The organism is Vagococcus lutrae, assembly GCF_023299185.1.
GTDB lineage: Bacteria > Bacillota > Bacilli > Lactobacillales > Vagococcaceae > Vagococcus_A > Vagococcus_A lutrae.
In genome coordinates this window covers 1,947,740-1,968,209 of record NZ_CP097017.1, presented here as the reverse complement: position 1 = coordinate 1,968,209, position 20,470 = coordinate 1,947,740, and the positions used below count along the sequence as shown (strand labels likewise).

Annotated in this window: 20 protein-coding genes; 2 read left to right on the top strand and 18 right to left on the bottom strand. The window is 39.2% G+C overall.

Annotation, left to right across the window (positions count from 1 at the left end):
• Positions 1 to 24 precede the first annotated feature (24 nt).
• The 14 genes from M2919_RS09440 to M2919_RS09375 all read right to left on the bottom strand — a co-directional run bounded on the left by M2919_RS09440 (position 25) and on the right by M2919_RS09375 (position 13,311).
• On the bottom strand, positions 25 to 852 hold the full coding sequence (locus tag M2919_RS09440) for a PTS system mannose/fructose/sorbose family transporter subunit IID (protein WP_222318738.1): 828 nt from the start codon (positions 850 to 852) through the stop codon (positions 25 to 27).
• Complete coding sequence (locus M2919_RS09435) at positions 839 to 1,747, bottom strand: PTS mannose/fructose/sorbose/N-acetylgalactosamine transporter subunit IIC (protein WP_023606441.1); 909 nt, start codon at positions 1,745 to 1,747, stop codon at positions 839 to 841. Before M2919_RS09435 ends, M2919_RS09440 begins: the two co-directional genes overlap by 14 nt.
• Positions 1,748 to 1,763: 16 nt before the next feature.
• Positions 1,764 to 2,246 (bottom strand): PTS sugar transporter subunit IIB, encoded by a 483-nt coding sequence (locus M2919_RS09430; RefSeq protein ID WP_023606440.1) that lies wholly within the window; start codon positions 2,244 to 2,246, stop codon positions 1,764 to 1,766.
• Between the two features lie 90 nt (positions 2,247 to 2,336).
• Positions 2,337 to 3,266 carry a hexose kinase gene (locus tag M2919_RS09425; protein ID WP_248848752.1) on the bottom strand — a complete coding sequence of 310 codons (930 nt, stop codon included), beginning with the start codon at positions 3,264 to 3,266 and terminating at the stop codon, positions 2,337 to 2,339.
• Between the two features lie 14 nt (positions 3,267 to 3,280).
• The gene (gene lacD, locus M2919_RS09420; RefSeq protein ID WP_338065022.1) at positions 3,281 to 4,276 is read right to left on the bottom strand and encodes a tagatose-bisphosphate aldolase; all 996 of its coding nucleotides are present in this window, start codon (positions 4,274 to 4,276) and stop codon (positions 3,281 to 3,283) included.
• Between the two features lie 12 nt (positions 4,277 to 4,288).
• On the bottom strand, positions 4,289 to 5,458 hold the full coding sequence (locus M2919_RS09415; protein ID WP_248849508.1) for an SIS domain-containing protein: 1,170 nt from the start codon (positions 5,456 to 5,458) through the stop codon (positions 4,289 to 4,291).
• Positions 5,459 to 5,601: 143 nt separating this feature from the next.
• Positions 5,602 to 6,327 carry a GntR family transcriptional regulator gene (locus M2919_RS09410; protein WP_202585460.1) on the bottom strand — a complete coding sequence of 242 codons (726 nt, stop codon included), beginning with the start codon at positions 6,325 to 6,327 and terminating at the stop codon, positions 5,602 to 5,604.
• A gap of 104 nt (positions 6,328 to 6,431) precedes the next feature.
• Entirely contained in the window at positions 6,432 to 7,313 is an 882-nt protein-coding gene (locus M2919_RS09405; RefSeq protein ID WP_248848750.1) for an NAD(P)-dependent oxidoreductase, read from the bottom strand.
• A gap of 87 nt (positions 7,314 to 7,400) precedes the next feature.
• Positions 7,401 to 8,429 (bottom strand): lysylphosphatidylglycerol synthase transmembrane domain-containing protein, encoded by a 1,029-nt coding sequence (locus M2919_RS09400; RefSeq protein WP_248848749.1) that lies wholly within the window; start codon positions 8,427 to 8,429, stop codon positions 7,401 to 7,403.
• 8 nt (positions 8,430 to 8,437) lie between these two features.
• The gene (locus tag M2919_RS09395; protein ID WP_248848748.1) at positions 8,438 to 9,718 is read right to left on the bottom strand and encodes a glycosyltransferase; all 1,281 of its coding nucleotides are present in this window, start codon (positions 9,716 to 9,718) and stop codon (positions 8,438 to 8,440) included.
• A gap of 30 nt (positions 9,719 to 9,748) precedes the next feature.
• Positions 9,749 to 10,777, bottom strand: a complete 1,029-nt coding sequence (locus M2919_RS09390; RefSeq protein ID WP_248848747.1) for a glycosyltransferase family 4 protein — start codon at positions 10,775 to 10,777, stop codon at positions 9,749 to 9,751.
• A 200-nt stretch (positions 10,778 to 10,977) separates the two neighbouring features.
• Positions 10,978 to 12,699, bottom strand: a complete 1,722-nt coding sequence (gene ptsP / locus M2919_RS09385) for a phosphoenolpyruvate--protein phosphotransferase (RefSeq protein WP_248848746.1) — start codon at positions 12,697 to 12,699, stop codon at positions 10,978 to 10,980.
• A complete protein-coding gene (locus M2919_RS09380) occupies positions 12,699 to 12,965 on the bottom strand; it encodes a phosphocarrier protein HPr (RefSeq protein ID WP_023606430.1) in 267 nt (88 codons plus the stop codon). The genes ptsP and M2919_RS09380 overlap by 1 nt, the downstream gene beginning before the upstream one ends.
• Before the next feature lie 151 nt (positions 12,966 to 13,116).
• Positions 13,117 to 13,311, bottom strand: coding sequence for a hypothetical protein (locus M2919_RS09375; RefSeq protein ID WP_222318761.1), 195 nt, complete (start codon positions 13,309 to 13,311; stop codon positions 13,117 to 13,119).
• Positions 13,312 to 13,506: 195 nt separating this feature from the next.
• On the opposite strand from M2919_RS09375, the gene M2919_RS09370 reads away from it, so the two are divergent.
• Together M2919_RS09370 and M2919_RS09365 are read left to right on the top strand one after the other, a co-directional pair.
• Complete coding sequence (locus tag M2919_RS09370) at positions 13,507 to 15,693, top strand: ATP-dependent Clp protease ATP-binding subunit (protein WP_248849507.1); 2,187 nt, start codon at positions 13,507 to 13,509, stop codon at positions 15,691 to 15,693.
• Between the two features lie 117 nt (positions 15,694 to 15,810).
• Positions 15,811 to 16,101, top strand: a complete 291-nt coding sequence (locus M2919_RS09365; RefSeq protein WP_126760692.1) for a DUF1827 family protein — start codon at positions 15,811 to 15,813, stop codon at positions 16,099 to 16,101.
• 84 nt (positions 16,102 to 16,185) lie between these two features.
• Here M2919_RS09365 and M2919_RS09360 read toward each other — a convergent pair whose 3' ends face one another.
• Genes M2919_RS09360 through M2919_RS09345 form a run of 4 tightly spaced genes read right to left on the bottom strand, consistent with a single transcriptional unit; the run spans position 16,186 to position 20,359 of the window.
• Positions 16,186 to 17,442: a methionine gamma-lyase family protein gene (locus M2919_RS09360; RefSeq protein WP_246616567.1), complete on the bottom strand. Its 1,257-nt coding sequence runs from the start codon at positions 17,440 to 17,442 to the stop codon at positions 16,186 to 16,188.
• Entirely contained in the window at positions 17,439 to 18,677 is a 1,239-nt protein-coding gene (gene hflX / locus M2919_RS09355; protein ID WP_248848745.1) for a GTPase HflX, read from the bottom strand. Before hflX ends, M2919_RS09360 begins: the two co-directional genes overlap by 4 nt.
• A 1-nt stretch (position 18,678) precedes the next feature.
• Complete coding sequence (gene miaA / locus M2919_RS09350) at positions 18,679 to 19,629, bottom strand: tRNA (adenosine(37)-N6)-dimethylallyltransferase MiaA (protein ID WP_248848744.1); 951 nt, start codon at positions 19,627 to 19,629, stop codon at positions 18,679 to 18,681.
• Positions 19,610 to 20,359: a glycerophosphodiester phosphodiesterase gene (locus tag M2919_RS09345; RefSeq protein WP_023606423.1), complete on the bottom strand. Its 750-nt coding sequence runs from the start codon at positions 20,357 to 20,359 to the stop codon at positions 19,610 to 19,612. The genes miaA and M2919_RS09345 overlap by 20 nt, the downstream gene beginning before the upstream one ends.
• Between the last annotated feature and the right edge of the window lie 111 nt (positions 20,360 to 20,470).

The window sequence follows — 20,470 nt, the reverse complement described above, 5'->3', positions numbered from 1 at the left end:
GCCTCTGTTCATTTGTCATGCTAACTAGATTTTTGAAATCACACCTAATGCAGAAAGTGCTACTGATACGATTAGTACAATAAAGATCGCCTTTGTGGCAGTCATTTTCTTACGACCTAATAACCAGTAAACACTTCCCACTAAAGCAGCAGGAACGATTCTTGGTAAGACCATGTCAATTTTCTCTTGAATGTCAACTGTTAATTCACCAATTTGTGGTGCAAAACCAATCTTAATGTTGATCATTGTTGCAATTAAAGCCCCAACCATGAATACCCCTAATAACGTAGCAGCATCTGTTAATGCTGATAGTTTACTTTGCATTCTTGTAACAAGAGTAACCCCTTCTTTATAGGCAAACTCTAATTGACGCCAGCGGAAATACATAACACCAATATTCACAGCAACCCAGATGAAAATTCCTGTCGGGTTACCATTTACTGCCATATTGGCTGCGATAGCTCCAAATATCGCTGGAATTAACGCGGCGAAAATAGAGTCTCCAATAGCGGCAAACGATCCCATTAAACCGACTTTAATCCCGGCAACCGTTTCTTTTGCTTCGATACCTTGTTGCTCTTCAATCGCTAAGTTAGTTCCTGTAATAATCGTGTTGAAAAAGTTACTCGTATTAAAGAATTGCGTATGGTTTTTCATCGCTTCTTTTAAGTCATCAGTGTTATCTCCGTAAATTTTACGTAATTGTGGTAACACGGTGTATAAGTAACTCGTATTTTGCATACGTTCATAGTTCCAACCCAGTTGAAATGTAAATAAGTTACGACGATTAATTTGATTGAAATCTTTTTTTGTTAATTTATAGTTTGGTGAGTTTGTTTTAGAGTTCGTCATCGAGTATTTCTCCTTCCACTGTTTCTTCCACAACCGCTGCTTTTGGTGCACCCTCTGTCACCGCTTGTTTTGAACGGTTCATGCTACGTTTATATTCTACCGCAGCAATTGAGAATCCAATTAACGCAACACCTAACATTGGTAAACCTGAGAAGCTACGAGTAAATTCTTCTGTCAATCCAGCGACAGCACCACCGATTGCTCCAACATCTCCGTATAGAGTCGCTAACATTGCAGTAATAACAAACCCTAAGATTAAGTATGGGAAGTGTTCTTTCACTGGTAAGTAGCGTAAAAGAATCGCGAAACCGACTGCCGGTAATACTGCTCCCGCTGTTTCTAAACCAGTAGCTAACCAACTTAAATCATTATTCATATACTCCACGACAGAGTTTACTAACCCGCCACCGAAAGCTAGCGCAAGGAAAACAGGTAATGCACGAGATAATGCCCAAGGTATTGCCCCTAATAAATAATTGCGTTCAATAGCACGATAGTTATGATCTTCAATATGTTTATCAATTCTATGTGCAAAAAATGTGTTAGTAAAACGTGCTAAAATATCCGTTTGAATCATTAGCGCAGCAACAGGTACCGCAATAGATGAAATCGCCAATTCACGACTCATACCTAAACCGATTGAAAAAGCAGTTGCTAAGACGGTTCCTGAGTTCGCATCAATACGAGAGGATCCACCAAATGTTCCGACTCCTAAAATCGTTAACTGCATGGCTCCACCAATCATTAAACCAGTCGTCACATCGCCCATTACAAGTCCAGCTATAAATCCAGCAAAAACAGGTGACCCCGCACTTGAGTTAATGGTTAACTCATCTAGGATTTGATATCCTGCATACAACGTCAGTAATACTATTTGCCACCATTCGATTCCCATTTTATTCCCTCATTTCTTATATTTTTTTCAATAATTCCATAAAATCAGATGATTTTTCGCCTGGAACCATTTGATGTACTAACTTAACACCATGCTTATCTAACGCTTTAAATACTTCGACATCAGCCGGTGTAACATTGACCGATTTTGTGACAGATTTCGTTTCGCTTGTTTGTGACATGTTCCCCACATTAATTTCTTCAATTGGAACGCCGCGTTCAACTAATGCTAGTAGTGGCTGTGGACTTTTTACGACAATAAATACTTTTTGAGAGTCATAGCGCCCGTCTAAAATGTTTTTAGCTGCTTTCTCAATAGGTAACACACTTAGCTTTGTCGCAGCTGGACACGCCATTCTTAACCCTGACTTTTCAATATCATTTGTTGCCACTTGGTCGTCTACGACCATGATTCGTGTCGCTCCCAACGAAGGTGTCCATAAGTTTGCTACTTGACCGTGAATAAGACGGCCGTCGATTCTTACTGCTCTGATTGTCATACGATCTCTCCCTTTCCATCCTTTTAATTTCAAACGCTTTCAATTTTGATAAGATAAAAAGAGTGCGCTCTTTTTATCTTATCTATATGGTTATTGATGCACCTTAGCTTCTGACATCATTTGTGTCATTTTCGATGCCTCAATCATGCCCGTTGCTTGTTGTTGAGCATTTAACATGCCCGCTGCCATAGCTCGCTTTAAAATAACTTCTGGTTGCTCTTCTCGAGATAATCCCACTGCTAATCCAGCAAGGGTCGCATCTCCTGAACCAACCGGACTGACCACGTCTATTTTAGGAATCGTCACACGGTAAAATGAATCATGCCATTTCACAAAAGCGCCATCTGCTCCTAACGAAACAACAATAATATCCACTCCTTTGAATAAAGGTTGCTGTAAATACTCAGCGAGGTTATCCGCTATCTGCTGCTCATCCGTTTGTAATAGGCTTGCTAATTCCGATAAGTTAGGTTTAATCACTGTCGGTTTAGGTTCTCTTGATAAAGCTTGCTCTAACGCTGTTCCCGATGTATCAAGTAAAACGGGAATATGATGCTGAGTCGCTTTAGCAATCAAACGCGTGTAAAACGCTGATGGGACCCCAGCTGGCAAACTTCCCGATATCGTGACCACATCTGAATCTGGAAGTAATGTTTCAAATTCCGTGATAAACGCTTCTACTTCCTCTTCACTAATAGAAGGCCCCGACTCTAAAATCTCTGTTTGATTTCCTTCATGGATAATGGCAATACAATTACGCGTTTTCCCATTAATCATTGAAAAGTGATGTTGAATACCTTGTTCGGTTAGTTGATGTTTAACAAACTCTCCTAATTCTCCACCGACTAGACCGGTTGCGGTAACAGCTTCTCCCTGTTGATAAGCAACACGACTCACATTAAGTCCTTTGCCTCCCGCTGTTTTCTTAATCGTTTGAACACGATTCACATCATCTAGTACCAATTCATCTAGTTGATACATGATATCAACAGATGGATTCATCGTCACAGTTAAAATCATGCCTTTGTCCTTTCCTATTGACTCAATTTTTCAGTCCAAGGTTGCGCTGTTCGATTAATAACTTCATTTAATTCTTCAATGTTTTGACGCCCTTGCGTACGCAGCCATTCACGTGCTTTCTCTTCACCGTGCTCGACAAAAACAGGAACGCCACCTTTCCAAGTAGCTCGGCCACATAATACACCATTAAATTTCGCACCTGATTCATACGCAAATTCAATTGTATCTTGGAAAAGCTGGGCACTTACACCGGCACTCAAGAAAATATAAGGTAAGTGAGTCGCATCGCTCTGATCCTTAAAGAGCTGCAAAGCTTCTTCTTTTGTGTGTAAGATGTCGCTGTCATTTTCAGCAAAGCCTTCAACAAATCGCATATTTACAGGAACTTCCATTTTCAATACATCAACATGGTATTGAGGTTTTGAAAATTCTTTCATCATTTCAATCACTTTTCTCGGTTTTACTTTGGCAAATTCCGCACTACTGTTATCAGCAATTTTCGCGTCATAAGATAATAACTCTAAATAAAATGGAATATCTTCTGCAACACATTCCGAACCAATTCGCTCAACAAAAGCATGTTTGCGTTCATTTACCTCATCGCCCTCGTCGATATCATAGTAAAGGAGGAATTTAACCCCGTCTGCTCCCTCATGACGAATACGGAAAGCCGACATATCATGAATTAAGTCTGGGAAACGTCCTGGTTCTGTTGCATCGTAGCCTGTTTGTTCATAAGCTAATAACAAACCAGCTTCTTTATCTCTTACTTTAGCAGCTGGCAAACCGTACTCAGGGTCCAACAATATCGAAGAAGAATAAGGGGTTAGTTCTTCAGAAACTAATTCTTTAAACGAAACAATCGTTTGCTCGACATCGCCTGAAAAATCATCGGCCTTTAACATTTTTTTCAACGCACCCCGTTGGTCAATCGCCAAAGCGGCAATAATATGATCTTTCGTAGATAGTCGTTCCATTGCTTGATACTTATTTTTTGATATTTTCATAATGAACTCCTTTTTTTAAGCTTGATAGGGATAGATTTGAACACCTTTAACAACACGATTTACAGTACCTGTTGGAGATGGCGTATCTGGTGTATTGCCCACTTTAATTGCAGTTAAAATCGCAACTGTTTGCGCAAACATAACATACGGTAGTGCCAAGTATGCATCCGGTAAAACACGTCCCGCTTCTTTATAATCAAATGTATGACCTGTATAAGTCTTGAGTTCGTTCGTTGTTAAACCAATCACACCCGCTGCAATACCGTCTTGATGAATCTCTTCTAAAATATCTTCATCATATTGAGCTGTATATGGTTGATTGGATACAAAACCAAAAATTAACGTTTCGGAATCAACAAATGATTTCGGCCCATGACGGAATCCCATAGATGAATCAAAGACAGTTGCCACTTTCCCAGCTGTTAGTTCAAGTATTTTTAATTGTGCTTCACGAGTTAAACCAGATAGACTACCTGATCCAAGATAAACCACACGATTAAATGGCACCTCTAAAATTTTCGCAATGCTTTCTTCATTTGCGATGACACCTTTACCAAGCTCGATCATTACATTCAAATATTCTTCTTTATCTTTTTCTGACGTTGTATCAAAAACAAGTAAGGTCATCAATGTCATGCAAGAATAACTACCTGTCATGGCAAATCCTTTATCATTTGAATCTTCAGGCATTACTAACAATAAGTTACGTTCATCACCATGAGCATTACGAGCAAGCTCTCCGTCTGCTGCACACGTAATTGTCACTTGATAAAAATCTGAGACTAATTGTTTACCTAATTCGACGGCTGCCACACTCTCTGGACTATTACCACTGCGAGCATATGACACTAATAACGTTGGTAACGCTGGATTAAAATATTCACGAGGATTAGAAACTAAATCAGTGGTAGCAACACTTGAAAGTGTCCACTGTGTTTCGTCTACTTGCCCTTTTAAATAAGGAAGAACCGTATTTCCCACATAAGCTGACGTTCCCGCTCCAGTAAAAATCACTTGAACATGTTCATGTGCTTGGGTAACGTTTTCAAAAAATTGAGTAATTTTCTCACGACTGTCTTGATAAATCCTCCACGTTTCTTCCCATAAACGAGGTTGTTGTTCAATTTCGCGAGCGGTGATGATCGCGCCTTTTTCTTTTAAAGCGTCATCCGATAATGAATAAATCATGTTATATACCTCCTACTATTTTCAACTGGTAACTACCAGTAGTGACAAGTTAAATATAACGTGTTTCAAAACACTTGTCAACCATTAAAAAATAAAAAAAGACAACATTCTTAATAAAATAAGAATGTTGTCTTTGTTATTTATCTGTAATGTTTAATTTTATAATTGAATTGATCGCTACGCGCCGTACTTACTGTAAACTCAATTGCTTTATTCGTATCATCATATGTGACACGTTTTAATTTTAAACACGGTGCCCCTGTCATAATATTCAATAACTTCGCATCCGTTTCCGAAACGATACTAGCAGAAAACTCTTCTTCAGCCACTTTGATATGTTTATTGTAAATATCTCCATAAATATTATAAAGTGGTTTCATCTCCAATAGTTCTTTCGTCATATCTGGAAACTCTTTAGCAGGTATATATGTGTACTCAATCATCATTGGGACATCATCTGCCAGTCGTAGTCGTTTTAACCAATACACCTCTTCAAAATCCTCTAAATTTAACTTGTGGGCAATATAGCCATTAATCTTTGTTTTTTCAAAAGATAAGATTTGTGTAGAGGGAACTTTCCCTTGTTGACGCATTTGTTCCGTAAAGCTGTAAAAATCCATTAAGTTCTCTTTATCACGATTGAGTGTCGCAACAAACGTCCCCTTTCCTGGACGCTTATATATATACCCCATGTTTTCTAATTCTGATAAAGCTTGGCGAACCGTCGTCCGACTTACGTCATATTTCGTACAGATTTCTCGTTCAGACATCATTTTATCGTTAGGTTTTAATTTAGTATCTATTTCTTCTAATAATATGTCCACTAATTGATTATAAAAGGGAGTGGCACTATTCTTTTCTATCATAAAAACGCTCCTCTAGTTAATAGTAAGTCTATTAAATGTAAACTCATCACAAAAACACTACACTTTTGAAAGCGTTTTGTCAAATGTCAATTTAATATCTGATATTAAGAAGGAAGACACCCCTCTGGCCACCATAACTTAATAAGCGCCTGTGTTCCATCATCTTGATAGCCTTTATCCATAAGCTGTTCATATAACTGAACGGCCTGTTCTGTCGCAGGTAATGAGATCGCCATTTTATCCGCTTCATCTAACGCGATTTTTAAGTCTTTAACAAAATGTTTCACAAAAAAACCAGGTGAATAATTTTCTTGTAAAATTCTTGGGGCATAGTTGCTTAGCGACCAGTTTGCCGCACTGCCGCCACCGACTGTCGTTAACACTTTTTCTAAATCTAATCCCGCTTTTTCAGCATACACCAGTAACTCCGTCATACCAGTCATCGTACCGGCGATCATAATTTGATTAGCCATTTTCGTATGTTGCCCGCTTCCAGCTTCTCCTTGATACATAATAGTCGTACCAAAAACCTTAAATATCGGTAGTAATACTTCAAAGTCTTTTTCCTCTCCACCGACCATAATCGTTAAAGTTCCATTTTTAGCTCCTAAGTCACCACCTGATACAGGTGCGTCCAAACTTTTAGCCCCTAAGTCATGAGCAGCCGTTGCAATTTTTTTAGCTAAGGTAGGCGTACTTGTCGTCATATCTACCACATATTTCCCAGTAACATCAACACTAAAAATCCCTGACTCTCCAAAATATGTTGCTTCAACATCTGAAGGATAACCGACCATCGTAAAAATAATATCACTGGCAACCGCAACCTCTTGCGGCGTATCACACCAAATCGCCCCTAGCTCAACTAAATCATCCGTCTTACTCTTGGTACGATTATGCACGTTTACAGAATAATCTGCTGCCAATAAATGCTTAACAATGGCACTTCCCATAACGCCTGTTCCAATAAAACCAATTTTTTTCATGTTCATTCCTCCTTATTAATGATTATACCTTAAACATCCGTTAATCAGAAGTCCGAACCTACCAAAAAAGGCTGACCAAGTCAGCCTTTAAAGAGTTGTTCCCGATGTCTCTAACGTATCAGGTTTGATAAATAAAGCAATCAAGCCCAAAAAGACACCGCTATAATGTGTAATTAGTCGCCATAGAAAAATCGCTAGTAACAGTTGACTTGGACTTGCGATAAACCCACCAAAAAGTAAGGTAAAACTGTATTCTGCCCCACCTGTGCCACCAGGTATTGGAAACAGCGAGATAATTAAAATAATAAACGCATGAAAGATGATAATTTGCCAAATGTTTATTTGATTAACACCCATACTTAATAAAATAAAATATGGCACAATGTAATAACAAATCAATTGAAAAAAGGTCAGGACAAAGGTTCGAAACATCATTTTCTTTTCTTGCTTCATATATCTACTTTCCTGATAAAAGTTCGTCATTTTTTCTGTTAAAACACTTTTCCAATGCGTGGCTTTTTCTTCTCCTACAACTTTTTCAAGTATCTTTAAAAAAAGAGTGACTACTTTATTCGTAAAGGTATAATGATACATAATCATCAGTAACGTGACGACGACGATTAAATTGATGATAAAACCTAGTAGTACGAGATAAGAGAGATGTTGAAATTCTTGTTTTAATAAAGAAAAACCAAATATCAAACACCCGATAAAATTCAGGACAATCATCACTTGATAAACAACAAATTTCATCATGCATACCGACCCGCTGACTCCAGGGTCAATGCCCGATTTAACTAACGTTAATAACTGTGCGGGTTGCCCACCTGTTGAAAAAGGCGTAATCGCATTAAACAAGTGTTCAATCAACGGTATTCTTAACGCATTTTTAAATGAAAAATTGGCTGCTTCACGCCGTAGAAGTCCCTGTATTATCTTGCCTTCAATCGCCCAATGCATCAGCATACAACTTAAGGCAACGATTAACCAATACCCATTCACCTTCTGAGCCTCTTGCCAAACAGCTGCTGGTGTGACTCGAAATAATGGTACGATAAAGACAAACAACCCTATAGCAAGCGCGATGATTAACAATCTACGATATTTCTTAGTCATGAAGCCTCCTACTTATGTTTCCGCATTTTTTGAAACCACAAGTTAGCTTTTAACATCGATTCATGTTCATCAGTCATCTGTGAAAGATCTTTTTCACTTGGCACACGGGCTTTCTTCATGGTTTTATTTTTTTTAATAAAATAGTGATGATAGGAAATAGCCGACTCATAGAACTCGAGCACACGTCGTGCAAAAGTTTGACTGGAGATTTCCGTTAGTATTTCTTGAACGACCGATTCTGACGGTTCTAACTTCAACGCTATCACATCTAACACTTGAGCAGATAAGGTCGGTTCATCTTCAAACAATCGGCCTAGACTTTCATCTCTCATCAAAGAAGCAACATACGGACTGGTTTTGACAACCATCGGGATACGGGCGGCTAACGCTTCAATATAAGTTAAACCTTGCGACTCTGAAGTCGAGGCATTGACAAAAATATCGGCCGCACGATAATACTTAGCTACCTCTTCAGGTTGAATTTCTCCTGTAAATAGTACATAATCTCTTAACGATAGCGAATGAACTAGCTGCTCCAACTCTTCTTGATAAGGACCTTTTCCACATATCATTAAACAGGTATCCGGCTGTTTTTCCACAATCTTTGGCAAAGCTTTTAAAACAGCTTGAATGTTCTTTTCATAGGACAAGCGACTTAACGATAATAACAATGTGGTTTGTTCACTAATTTCCCAATTTTGACGAACCTTGTAACGCGCTTCTGAAACACTAACTTCTTCAAATTGTTGGAGTTGAATCCCCGTCGGAATAATACTCAATGGAGATATCACTTCATACTCAGTTAGCTTATCAACCACACGCTGACTTGGACATATAATACCGCTCAAATGCCGACAATACGCCCGCGTCGCCTGTTTCACATGACTCGGTCGGATTATTTTCCCCTTGGCAATATAATGCAAATAATCCTCGTACATCGTGTGGTACGTGTGAACGACTGGAATATCTAATAGTTTCCCAATTTGCTTTCCTAGCAAGCCCGTTCCAAATTCCGTATGCGTATGTATTAAATCTAAGTCTAGCTGTTTCGCTCGTTCATAGGCATCGAGCAGACCACTAACGACAATACGCCGATCTTTAAAAGAAACAAATGGAATACTAGGCAATCGCATAATTTGCTCGGTCGACTCTTTTGCTTGAGGGTCTGTCGTAGTAAATATATAGACGTGATGACCCATTGCTTGTAATTCTTCAGATAAGATACGAATAGACGTTGCAACGCCACTTACTTGGGGCAAATAAGTATCTGTAAAAAAAGCAATCTTCATTTCGACTCTCCTATCCTTTTTTCAATCAATTTATTCAGACATCTTGTTTTGTTCATGATAAAAAGCTCGCCATTTTTTTAAAATATTTTGTTCAGAATAATACGCTGCCGCATTTTTTGACCGCAGCTGATAGTGTTTTAATTCCTTTGGAGACGTCTGATACTTTACTAATAAACGTGACATCTCCTCTTTATCTTTCGCAGCAATATAATCATCTTCAATAATTGCTTGATAAAGCGGCAAATCACGCAACATGACTGGCGTACCACAGTTAAATGCTTCTAAAATACACATTGGAAATAATTCACTGTGTGAAGGTAATAAGAAAATATCGGCCAAATTGTAGTACAGATGTAACCCCTCGCGTGAAACTATCCCTGTAAACAATAAATTATTAGGAGGATGCTCGACCTTTTCTTTTAGCTGTTCATAGCCATTACTCAATTTTCCAAAAGAAAAACCGCCCGCCCAGATAAATTGAATTGATGGGTTTTCTTCCGCCAATCGGATAAAATCATCGACGCCTTTTCTCATCTGGATTTGCCCTGCACCAAGCACGACTAAACGTTCATCCCAACCTCGTTGAACACGTTCCGCCTTGCGTACGCTATTAGGCAACGGATAAAATCTTTCGCTTGAGACGAAATTAGGAATATACGTAACTTTTTCCTTTGAAATCCCATATTTCTCTAAGACAGGAATAAAGCTTGGATTGACTACAACAAGATGATCCATTCGTTTATAAAAAGCTATTACATAGCGGTAAAAAATATGCTTAAAGAGCCTAGGCATTTCTAGACTATCTTCTAACGTTTCCGGCACAAAATGAACATAGCCAATCCTGCGCCCGACTATTTTGGGGAAAAAGGTGGACAAATAATAGCTAAGATTAATCGTATGATAATGACTAATATCTGTTTTTTTAAACTCATTAATTCGCAGTTCTATCTGACTTTCTTTCTCATACTTTCTCAACAATGCTATCAGTTCTAAATAGGCACTACCAACACCTTGTCCTTTAACTGAATCAGCTTGTGAAAACATCGTTACTCGCAACACTGCAGACACTCCGTTCTGTTTTGGTAAAGCTCATGATTTCTTTCAGTATATCATGAAAACACTTATAAGCAGTCCATCTTAAGACTGATTATGATGTAAGGTTATCAAATTATTATAGCATATTTAAGGTTTGATGATGCTTTTCATGACAAAAAAATCAGAGAACATTGTTCTCTGATTTTTCAAATCGTCATGTTTAATTATTTTGTATATTCTTCTACTAAACGTACGACTTCATCAGCTGTATCACATTCATTGATTGCTTTATCAGCTAATTCTGCCATCTTAGTAGAGTCTAAACGTTTCATCAAACTACGTGTCTTAAGGATACTTGTAGCACTCATAGAAAACTCGTCTAGGCCAAGTCCCATTAATAATGGTACAGCTGTTTGATCGCCCGCCATTTCACCACACATACCTGCCCATTTACCTTCTGCATGAGCAGAATCAATCACGAACTTCAATAATCGTAAAATTGATGGGTTATATGGTTGGTATAAGTAGGAAACGCGTTCATTCATACGGTCTGCTGCCATTGTATATTGAATTAAATCATTGGTTCCAACACTAAAGAAGTCGACTTCTTTAGCAAATTTATCAGCAATAACTGCTGCCGCTGGGATTTCAATCATAATACCCACTTGGATATCATCTGATACAGCGACACCGTCTGCTAATAATTTAGTTTTCTCTTCTTCTAACATCGCTTTCGCTTGACGGAATTCTGGTAATGTTGCCACCATTGGGAACATAATACGTAATTTACCGTGAACAGACGCACGTAATAACGCACGTAATTGTGTACGGAACATATCGTCTTCAACCAATGAAATACGCAAAGCACGGTATCCTAAGAACGGGTTCATCTCTTCAGGTAATGTTAAATAAGGTAGTTCTTTGTCCCCACCAATATCCATAGTACGAACAACTACTGGCTTACCATCCATACCTTCTAAAACAGCTTTATATGCTTCATATTGATCGTCTTCTGTTGGGAAGTCGGCAGAATCCATGTATAAGAATTCTGTTCGGTACAGACCAATTGCTTCAGCACCATTGTTATGCACACCTTCTAAATCTTTTGGTGTCCCAATGTTTGCAGCTAATTCAAAATGTTTACCGTCTGCTGTAACTGTCTCAGCATCTTTTAGTTTATCCCACTCTGCTTTTAACGCAGCAAATTCTTCGCCCGCTTTTTTAACGGTTTCAATTTGTTCGTCAGTCGGATGAACAATAACTTCGCCTTCAATTCCGTTAACCGCTAACATGTCGCCTTCTTTAACACTATCTGTAATAGATTTAGTTCCAACAATGGCTGGAATTTCTAAAGAACGTGCCATGATAGCCGAGTGAGAAGTTCTTCCCCCAATATTCGTCACAAACGCTTTAACAAAACGACGGTCTAATTGTGCTGTGTCACTTGGTGTTAAGTCATGTGCAATGACTACGACTTCTTCATCAATCATAGAAGGATTTGGAAGTTTAACTCCTAATAAATGACTCAATACACGTTTCGTCACGTCTTTAATATCTGCCGCACGTTCTTGCATGTATGGATTGTCTTCCATCGCTTCAAACATGCCTACAAACATATCTGCAACAGACTTCAAGCCTGCTTCAGCGTTTACTTTGTTATCACGAATGTTACTTTCTATCGCACCAATCATTTCTGGGTCCGCTAATACCATTAAGTGAGCATCAAAAACTTGCGCTTCTTCTTCTCCAAGAGAAGCAGCAGCCTTTTCGCGAATAGCTTCAATTTCTTTTGTTGAAACAGCAAGAGCTTCTTCTAAACGAGTGATTTCTCCTTCAGAATCTTCTACTGTTTTTTCAGAAAATGAAAGATCTGGCTCCACTAAAAGATATGCTTTTGCAATTGCTACACCATCACTAGCGGCAATCCCTTTTAGCAACTCAGCCATTATTCAGATAATCCTTCTTTCTGCATTGTTTCTACGATAGCTGCCATAGCGTCTGCTTCGTCAGCACCTTCTGTTGTAATTGTTACGTCAGCACCTTGGCCAACACCTAAAGACATAACACCCATGATTGATTTTAAGTTAACAGACTTACCTTTGTACTCTAAGCTAATTTCAGAATTGAATTTGCTAGCTGTTTGTACTAATAAAGTAGCTGGGCGTGCGTGAATTCCTGTATCTGCAATAATGTGAAAATCTTTTTTTTCCATAATAATCGTTCTCCTTTGTGATTGTCATATTATAAGATTTTTTTCCGCATCAAAAAAACACGAAAAAAGATCCTTTCACTAGTTTAGGTTACCATTTTTTCATCGTTCTTACAACATTTTTATGCTGCGAACCTTTTTTAGAACAAGATAATTAATTTTCAACGTCATCTTCTTGACGACGATAGATTACTTTACCGCCTAGGTGAGCTTCCCCAGTTATTTTCTTTCGCTCTGGATGGGCTAACCACGCTTCACGAAATGTAAAAAAATCGTCTTTTTCAACGACTAACTCCGAACATTCACCAGATAACAATTGAGCTATCTTTTCTTCAAAAGGATTTCCCACTCACTTTCACCTCCACTTGTCTATCTAGTATTATAACGAAAAAAAGCGATAGCACAACGACAATTTTTGATTTTTGTCCAGAGACAGCTCTGACACAAGCATCTCACTTGAATTACTATATTAGCATGCTATAATAAACTTATGGTCAGTGAAGGTCAAACAACTGATTACTACATCAAAAAGGACGTGACAAGAATGCTATGTCAACATTGTAAACAAAACGAAGCAACTATTCATTTTTCCGTCCTAATGGGACATGAATCAAGTAAAATATATCTATGTCAAAATTGTTATCGTCAATTAAATGCACAGTATCGTGGACAACTGATGAATATGAACCGCGACCCGTACGGTTTTAGTTCGATTGAAGACTTCTTTAAATCGATTTCCGAGCAAATGTCGAGTTCGAGTCGTCCTAGTCAAACGCCTCCTACTCAGGCGAATGGCGGTGGTCCTACCCCACCCCAACAAGGTGGCGGCAGCGTGCTACAAGAATATGGATTAAATCTAACCGAAGAGGCTCGACAAGGTCGAATAGACCCCGTTATCGGACGTGATGCTGAAATCACACGTGTTATTGAAATTTTAAATAGACGAACTAAAAATAATCCTGTGCTAATCGGTGAACCAGGTGTGGGTAAAACAGCCGTAGCCGAGGGATTAGCTTTACAAATCGTCAATGGCAAAGTCCCTCAAAAACTCGCAAACAAAGAGGTCATCCAACTCGACGTCGTCTCTCTCGTACAAGGGACAGGGATTCGCGGACAGTTTGAAGAACGTATGCAAGCGTTAATGAATGAAGTACAACAAGATGAACGCATTATTTTGTTTATTGATGAAGTGCATGAGTTGGTCGGAGCTGGTAGCGCTGGTGATGGCAACATGGATGCCGGCAATATTTTAAAACCTGCTCTTGCTAGAGGTCAGTTACAAATGCTTGGTGCTACGACTTTAACAGAGTATCGCATTATCGAAAAAGACGCTGCTCTGGAACGTCGTTTGCAACCTGTTCAAGTAAAAGAGCCGACTGTTGAAGAAACTATTCAAATTTTAAAAGGAATCCAACAACGTTACGAAGATTATCACCATGTTAAATACTCAGATGCTGCGATTGAAAGCGCCGCTGTATTATCAAATCGCTATATTCACGACCGCTTTTTACCGGACAAAGCGATTGATTTACTAGATGAAACAGGGTCTAAAAAGAACTTGACGATTCAAACTATTGACCCCGCTACTATCGAAAAACGTTTAGCTGAGGCTGAGAAGCAAAAAGAAAAAGCCTCTCAAGAAGAAGATTATGAAAAAGCTGCCTACTATCGCGATCAAATAAGTCACTTTACAAAACTAAAAAATCAACAAGTGGCAGATGATGAAATGCCAACTGTTTCTGAAAAAGATATGGAAGAAACAGTTGAATTAAAAACTGGAATTCCAGTCGGTGAACTAAAAGAAAAAGAAGCGTCTCAACTCAAAACACTGGAATCCGACTTACAAGCACACGTTATCGGACAAGATGAAGCGATTGAAAAAGTCGCCAAAGCGATTCGTCGCAATCGTATTGGTTTAAATAAAAAGAATCGCCCAATTGGCTCCTTCTTATTCGTCGGCCCAACTGGTGTTGGAAAGACAGAGTTAGCAAAACAGCTCGCTGATGAACTATTTGGTTCTAAAGAAACGATGATTCGTCTAGATATGAGTGAATATATGGAGAAACACAGCATTTCAAAATTAATAGGCTCTCCTCCTGGCTATGTAGGTTACGATGAAGCAGGGCAGCTTACAGAACAAGTCCGTCGTAATCCTTACAGCCTAATCTTACTAGACGAGATTGAAAAAGCACATCCCGATGTCATGCATATGTTCTTACAAATCTTAGATGACGGACGATTGACTGATGCTCAAGGACGAACCGTTAGCTTTACGGATACGCTTATTATTATGACGAGTAACGCCGGTACGGGTAACGTCGAAGCGAGTGTTGGCTTCAGCGCCATTCAGTCTGGCACTACACAATCCGTCTTAGGACAGCTAAAACATTACTTTAAACCAGAATTCATTAACCGTTTCGACGGTATTATTGAATTCAAACCCCTATCAAAAGAAAACTTACTTAAAATTGTCGATCTCATGTTAGCTGATGTAAATGACATGCTTAGCGAGCAACATCTTACATTAACGGTATCAAATGATGCAAAACAAGAGCTAGTTAACTTAGGTTACAACCCGGATATGGGAGCTAGACCTTTACGCCGAGTGATACAAGAACACGTCGAAGATCAACTCGCTGCTTACTATTTAGACCATCCAGAAACGACACAATTTTATGCCGATGTGGATGATAAACAACAGTTATATGTCACCAAAGAAACTTCTGAATAAATTATTAAGGCTCTTTCACTTTAGTCGTGAAAGAGCATTTTCTTATCTTTGAAAAATCTTCTTAAAAAAGTTATAATATGATTAAGAAAAGTTTAAACTACCAATGGGGTGATAAAAATGAAATTAATCGATGTGACGAATAGTTATATTGATTTAGTCCAAAGACAGCTAGACAATACTGACACACGTTTTATGAAGGTTTACACCTTAGGGAAATCAACCGTTCTATATTCTGAAGCGCCAACTCACCGTGAAATCGTCATAAAAAATGACTATCGAAAAGTGAAACGTAATGAAATTGATTTAGTCATCGAACGACTACTGCCAAAAGATGCGACGGCTGAACAGTACAACATGATTGAAATGCCACATCTTGTGACAATTTCAATGCCTAAAGCCCATCACTAAACAATAAGAAATATTTAAAAAGTATGTTGGTATAAAAGAAAGAGGCTGCCCGCCGAATGGGTAGCCTCTTTCTTTTATCTTTTTTTAAGCTGAATAAAACACATCTTGAACGGCATTTAACACTGCAATTTTAACATGTTCATACGTCAAGCCACCTTGAACATATAGTTGGAAAGGTTCGCGAATGGGGCCGTCTGCTGTTAGTTCTAAACTACCACCTTGAACGAACGTACCCGCAGCCATAATTACCTCGTCTTCATAACCTGGCATTGAAGACGGTATTGGCGAAACATGCGCGTCAACCGGTGAATAACGTTGAACAGCTTGACAGAACTTCACCATGTCTTCTTGATTCCCTAGTTCAATCATTTGAATTAAATCTGTACGAGGGTCTTGCCATTTTGGCGTGGAAGCAACGTCAAACTCTTCTAATAACGCTGCTGTAAATATTGCCCCTTGAATCGCTTGGCTAACAGCATGCGGAGCTAAGAAGAATCCTTGTAACATTTCATGTGTGCTATATAACATCGCACCTGCTTCTTTACCAACTCCTGGTGTTGTCATTCGATTCGCACATTTCTCAATGATGTCGTGACGTCCAGCGATGTATCCCCCCGTTTTAGCAATCCCACCACCCGGGTTCTTTATCAATGAGCCTGCCATGTAGTCTACGCCCACCTCCGTAGGTTCCATCGTTTCAGCAAATTCACCGTAGCAATTATCCGCAAAAATAATGACATTCGGAAACTCACGACGTACAAAGTCTGTCATCTCTTTTATCTCCTCGATGGTAAACGAAGGACGTTGATCATAGCCACGTGAACGTTGAATTGCTATCACTTTTGTTTTATCCGTGACTTTCGCTTTAATCCCTTCAAAATCCACCTGACCATTTGGTTTCAATGCGACTTCATCGTAGCCAATCTGATATTCTTTAAATGAGCCAATCCCGTCACCTGTAATCCCAATCACTTCTTGGAGCGTGTCATAAGGCGTCCCTGTGATATATAGTAAATCATCTCCTGGACGCAATACACCAAATAGTGCTGTCGCAATCGCATGTGTTCCTGAGATTAACTGTGGTCGTACAATGGCATCTTCTGCACCAAATACCGTAGCGTAAACAGCTTCCAAAACATCACGTCCCATATCATCATAACCATATCCAGTCGACATGGCAAAATGGCTATCTGAAAGATGATGTTCACGAAAGGCGTTTAATACCTTTGCTTGATTAAAAAGAGCCACTTCTTGTATCTCTTCTCGTCTACCGATAATTTTTTGATCCACTTTTCTCATTTTTTCTACTAAATCTTGATTAAATCCTGCTGTCCAACTCACTTTTCTGACGCTTCCTTTCTTATCCATGGAGATGTTTGAGGGGCAAATCCTCGATAGTCATAACTATTTTCATCTTCGTTATATTCTTCCGACATTAATAATGTCGTTTGCTTTAAGCTTTGAGCTTGATAACTTTTTTCTGCTGGTAGTCCAATATGATACGGCACAAATAGTTCCTTTAAGAAAGTCACAATCGCCTCTTCTAATTGTTCTAAAGACGCTTCTGATTTTGCCGAGATTTGTACATTAGGAAACAGCGTCGGCATAAATTGATCCGCATCAACACAATCCATTTTATTATACACAGTCAACACGGGGATTTCTGACATCCCTAACTCATTTAATAAGCTCATGACTGTTTCTTCTTGTAAATGTCTTTGTTCAGCGCTCGCATCTACAACGTGTAATAAGACATCCATGTTGCGACTTTCTTCTAATGTCGATTGAAAAGCCTCAATCAACTGTGTTGGTAAATCTTGAATAAACCCTACCGTATCCGTTAACGTAACAGCCATTGCTTCGCCAATTGTCCATTGTTTCGTTAAAGGGTCTAGCGTTGCAAAAAGCTCATTTTTTTCATACGTATCGGCTGTTGTCAAACCATTTAAGATAGTTGACTTTCCAGCATTGGTATAACCAATCAAGCCAATCTGAAATACATTCGCATTTTTTCTTTTTTGACGATTTCGCTCACGGTGAGCTGACACATCTTTTAGCTCTCGTTTAATCGCGGTGATTTTATCGCGAATGTGACGACGGTCCATTTCTAGTTTCGTCTCACCGGGACCTCTCGTTCCAATTCCCCCACCGAGCCTTGACATCGCCGCACCTTGCCCTGTCAAACGTGGCAGCAGGTAGTTAAGCTGAGCTAGCTCAACTTGTAACTGTCCTTCTTTAGAACGTGCTCTTAAAGCGAAAATATCTAGAATTAATTGTACCCGGTCAATCACTCGCACGTCTAGTTGCTCCTGAATGTAACTCCCTTGACGAGGCGATAACTCATGATTGAATACTACTAAATCAGCTTCTTCTCGGTCTACCACATCAGCAATCTCTTGTAATTTTCCTTTACCGACTAGTGTTTGACGGTCGACAGCTGGTCGCTTTTGAATCAAAGAAGCGACAACTTCTCCTTGGGCAGTTTCTGTCAATAAAACCAACTCTGACATTGACGCTTCAAAATACCGATAATTTTCTTGCGTTTCTACTCCTACTATCACAACTCGTTCACTCATGTTAATTGCCTCCTTTCCACCATTTTTCTAATTGTTGTTCAAGACGAGACACTTGTTCTGGTTCTTTTATAATATCCCACCAGTCAACCGTCATGCGATTACGAAACCATGTCAGCTGACGTTTGGCGTAGCGACGTGAATTTTGCTTAACTGCTGAGACCGCTTCTTCCAAGCTTATTTCTCCGTCTAAATATGGGAAAAACTCTTTGTACCCAATCCCTTGCGCACTCTGATAATCACGATGATTCGCTAACAGTCTGACTTCATCTAATAGTCCTGACGACATCATTAAATCTACACGTTGATTGATGCGCTCATAAAGTAAGGGTCTATCGGTACTTAAACCAATCAACTGGACATCATATATCGCTTCAGATAAATCAGTAAAATCCACCGTATCTTGTTCAAGCAAACTCATGCCCGTATGCTCTTTCACAACTAACGCTCGCTGGACTCGTCTTGTATTATTAGGATGAATAGCCTGAGCTGCTCGTTCGTCTACTTGTGCTAATGCTTCCCATAGTCGTTGCTTCCCATAACATTCCAAGTACGTCTCCCATTTTTTTTGCAACTGCGTTTCTTGCTCTGTTTTTTTCTGTCCGAGCTGAAAATCGAATAAAAGTGCCTGAATGTAAAGTCCTGTACCACCGACAACGATTGGGAGCTTACCACGGCTTGTTATATCGCTTATCTTTTTTCGAGCTTGCTCTTTAAAATCATGCACAGAATAACTACCCGATATTGGCACACAATCGATGAGATAATGAGGAATCCCCTCCATTTCATCAGCTGTCACTTTCGCCGTACCAATAGAAAGTGATTCATAAACTTGCATTGAATCAGCACTGATAATCTCACCATTCAACTTCTTAGCAAGTTCAACACTCAAGGCAGTCTTCCCTACGGCAGTCGGTCCTACGATGACGATAATTTTATCCTTCTGCTTTTTCACGTAACCATTCCTTTTTAATCGCCACTGCTAATCTCGGAACGTCCGTATGAATAGCGGCCAGATTTTCTTCATAACACATGACCATATCCGCCACGCAGTTCACCGTCCATGGTCGAATCGCTTTATCAAATTTTCTAAACGATTTAGACGGTTGCTCCAACCAAGTTATCTTCGGATGTACTCCTTCGATAAAGTCTGTTTCCTGCGCTTTTTTCACTGACGCTTCTTTCTTAAAAATAATATAGGCTTTCGGCACGAATGGCGCTATTTTTTCCATACGCGTTAAGGTATCAAAGTTAAAACTAGAATACATGTAAATAAACGGCCATGACTCACTAGTCATTAACTGCTCTACCTTCTCCTCAATACCCGGATAGTCATAAATATCTGTTTTAATTTCAATATTTAACAACCCTTTAAATTCACGCTCTTTTAAAAAAGATAAAACTTCTGCGAGTGTAGGGATGGTTGTTCCTTCGTACTCTGCGTCAAACCAACTTCCCGCATCTAATTGCTTAATCTCGGCTAAAGTCATTTCTTTGACTTCTCCTTCGCCATTAGTCGTTCGGTCGACTCGTTCATCGTGTATGACAATGAGTTCATTATCTTTTGAAACATGAACATCTAATTCAATCCCGTCGGCTCCTGCCACAATTGCTTCTTCAAAAGCCGGTAATGTATTTTCAGGATGTGTCCCCTTGCTCCCTCTATGTGCAATAATTTTTGTCATAATACCCCTCCGTATCGTTATTATTCTAACATATTCTATCTAAAAAGATAACACGCGACCTCCAGACACAAAATAGTGGCTTTTTTTGGAAAAATATACGATAATAAAGAG

What these genes read in the sequence shown, in the direction of transcription:
- M2919_RS09345 (WP_023606423.1), bottom strand. Translation starts at nt 20,359, where the DNA reads ATGACAAAAATTATTGCACATAGAGGGAGCAAGGGGACACATCCTGAA.
- M2919_RS09365 (WP_126760692.1), top strand. Translation starts at nt 15,811, where the DNA reads ATGAAATTAATCGATGTGACGAATAGTTATATTGATTTAGTCCAAAGA.
- M2919_RS09410 (WP_202585460.1), bottom strand. Translation starts at nt 6,327, where the DNA reads ATGATAGAAAAGAATAGTGCCACTCCCTTTTATAATCAATTAGTGGAC.
- hflX (WP_248848745.1), bottom strand. Translation starts at nt 18,677, where the DNA reads ATGAGTGAACGAGTTGTGATAGTAGGAGTAGAAACGCAAGAAAATTAT.
- ptsP (WP_248848746.1), bottom strand. Translation starts at nt 12,699, where the DNA reads ATGGCTGAGTTGCTAAAAGGGATTGCCGCTAGTGATGGTGTAGCAATT.
- M2919_RS09370 (WP_248849507.1), top strand. Translation starts at nt 13,507, where the DNA reads ATGCTATGTCAACATTGTAAACAAAACGAAGCAACTATTCATTTTTCC.
- M2919_RS09430 (WP_023606440.1), bottom strand. Translation starts at nt 2,246, where the DNA reads ATGACAATCAGAGCAGTAAGAATCGACGGCCGTCTTATTCACGGTCAA.
- M2919_RS09400 (WP_248848749.1), bottom strand. Translation starts at nt 8,429, where the DNA reads ATGACTAAGAAATATCGTAGATTGTTAATCATCGCGCTTGCTATAGGG.
- M2919_RS09440 (WP_222318738.1), bottom strand. Translation starts at nt 852, where the DNA reads ATGACGAACTCTAAAACAAACTCACCAAACTATAAATTAACAAAAAAA.
- M2919_RS09395 (WP_248848748.1), bottom strand. Translation starts at nt 9,718, where the DNA reads ATGAAGATTGCTTTTTTTACAGATACTTATTTGCCCCAAGTAAGTGGC.
- M2919_RS09435 (WP_023606441.1), bottom strand. Translation starts at nt 1,747, where the DNA reads ATGGGAATCGAATGGTGGCAAATAGTATTACTGACGTTGTATGCAGGA.
- M2919_RS09425 (WP_248848752.1), bottom strand. Translation starts at nt 3,266, where the DNA reads ATGATTTTAACTGTGACGATGAATCCATCTGTTGATATCATGTATCAA.
- M2919_RS09405 (WP_248848750.1), bottom strand. Translation starts at nt 7,313, where the DNA reads ATGAAAAAAATTGGTTTTATTGGAACAGGCGTTATGGGAAGTGCCATT.
- M2919_RS09380 (WP_023606430.1), bottom strand. Translation starts at nt 12,965, where the DNA reads ATGGAAAAAAAAGATTTTCACATTATTGCAGATACAGGAATTCACGCA.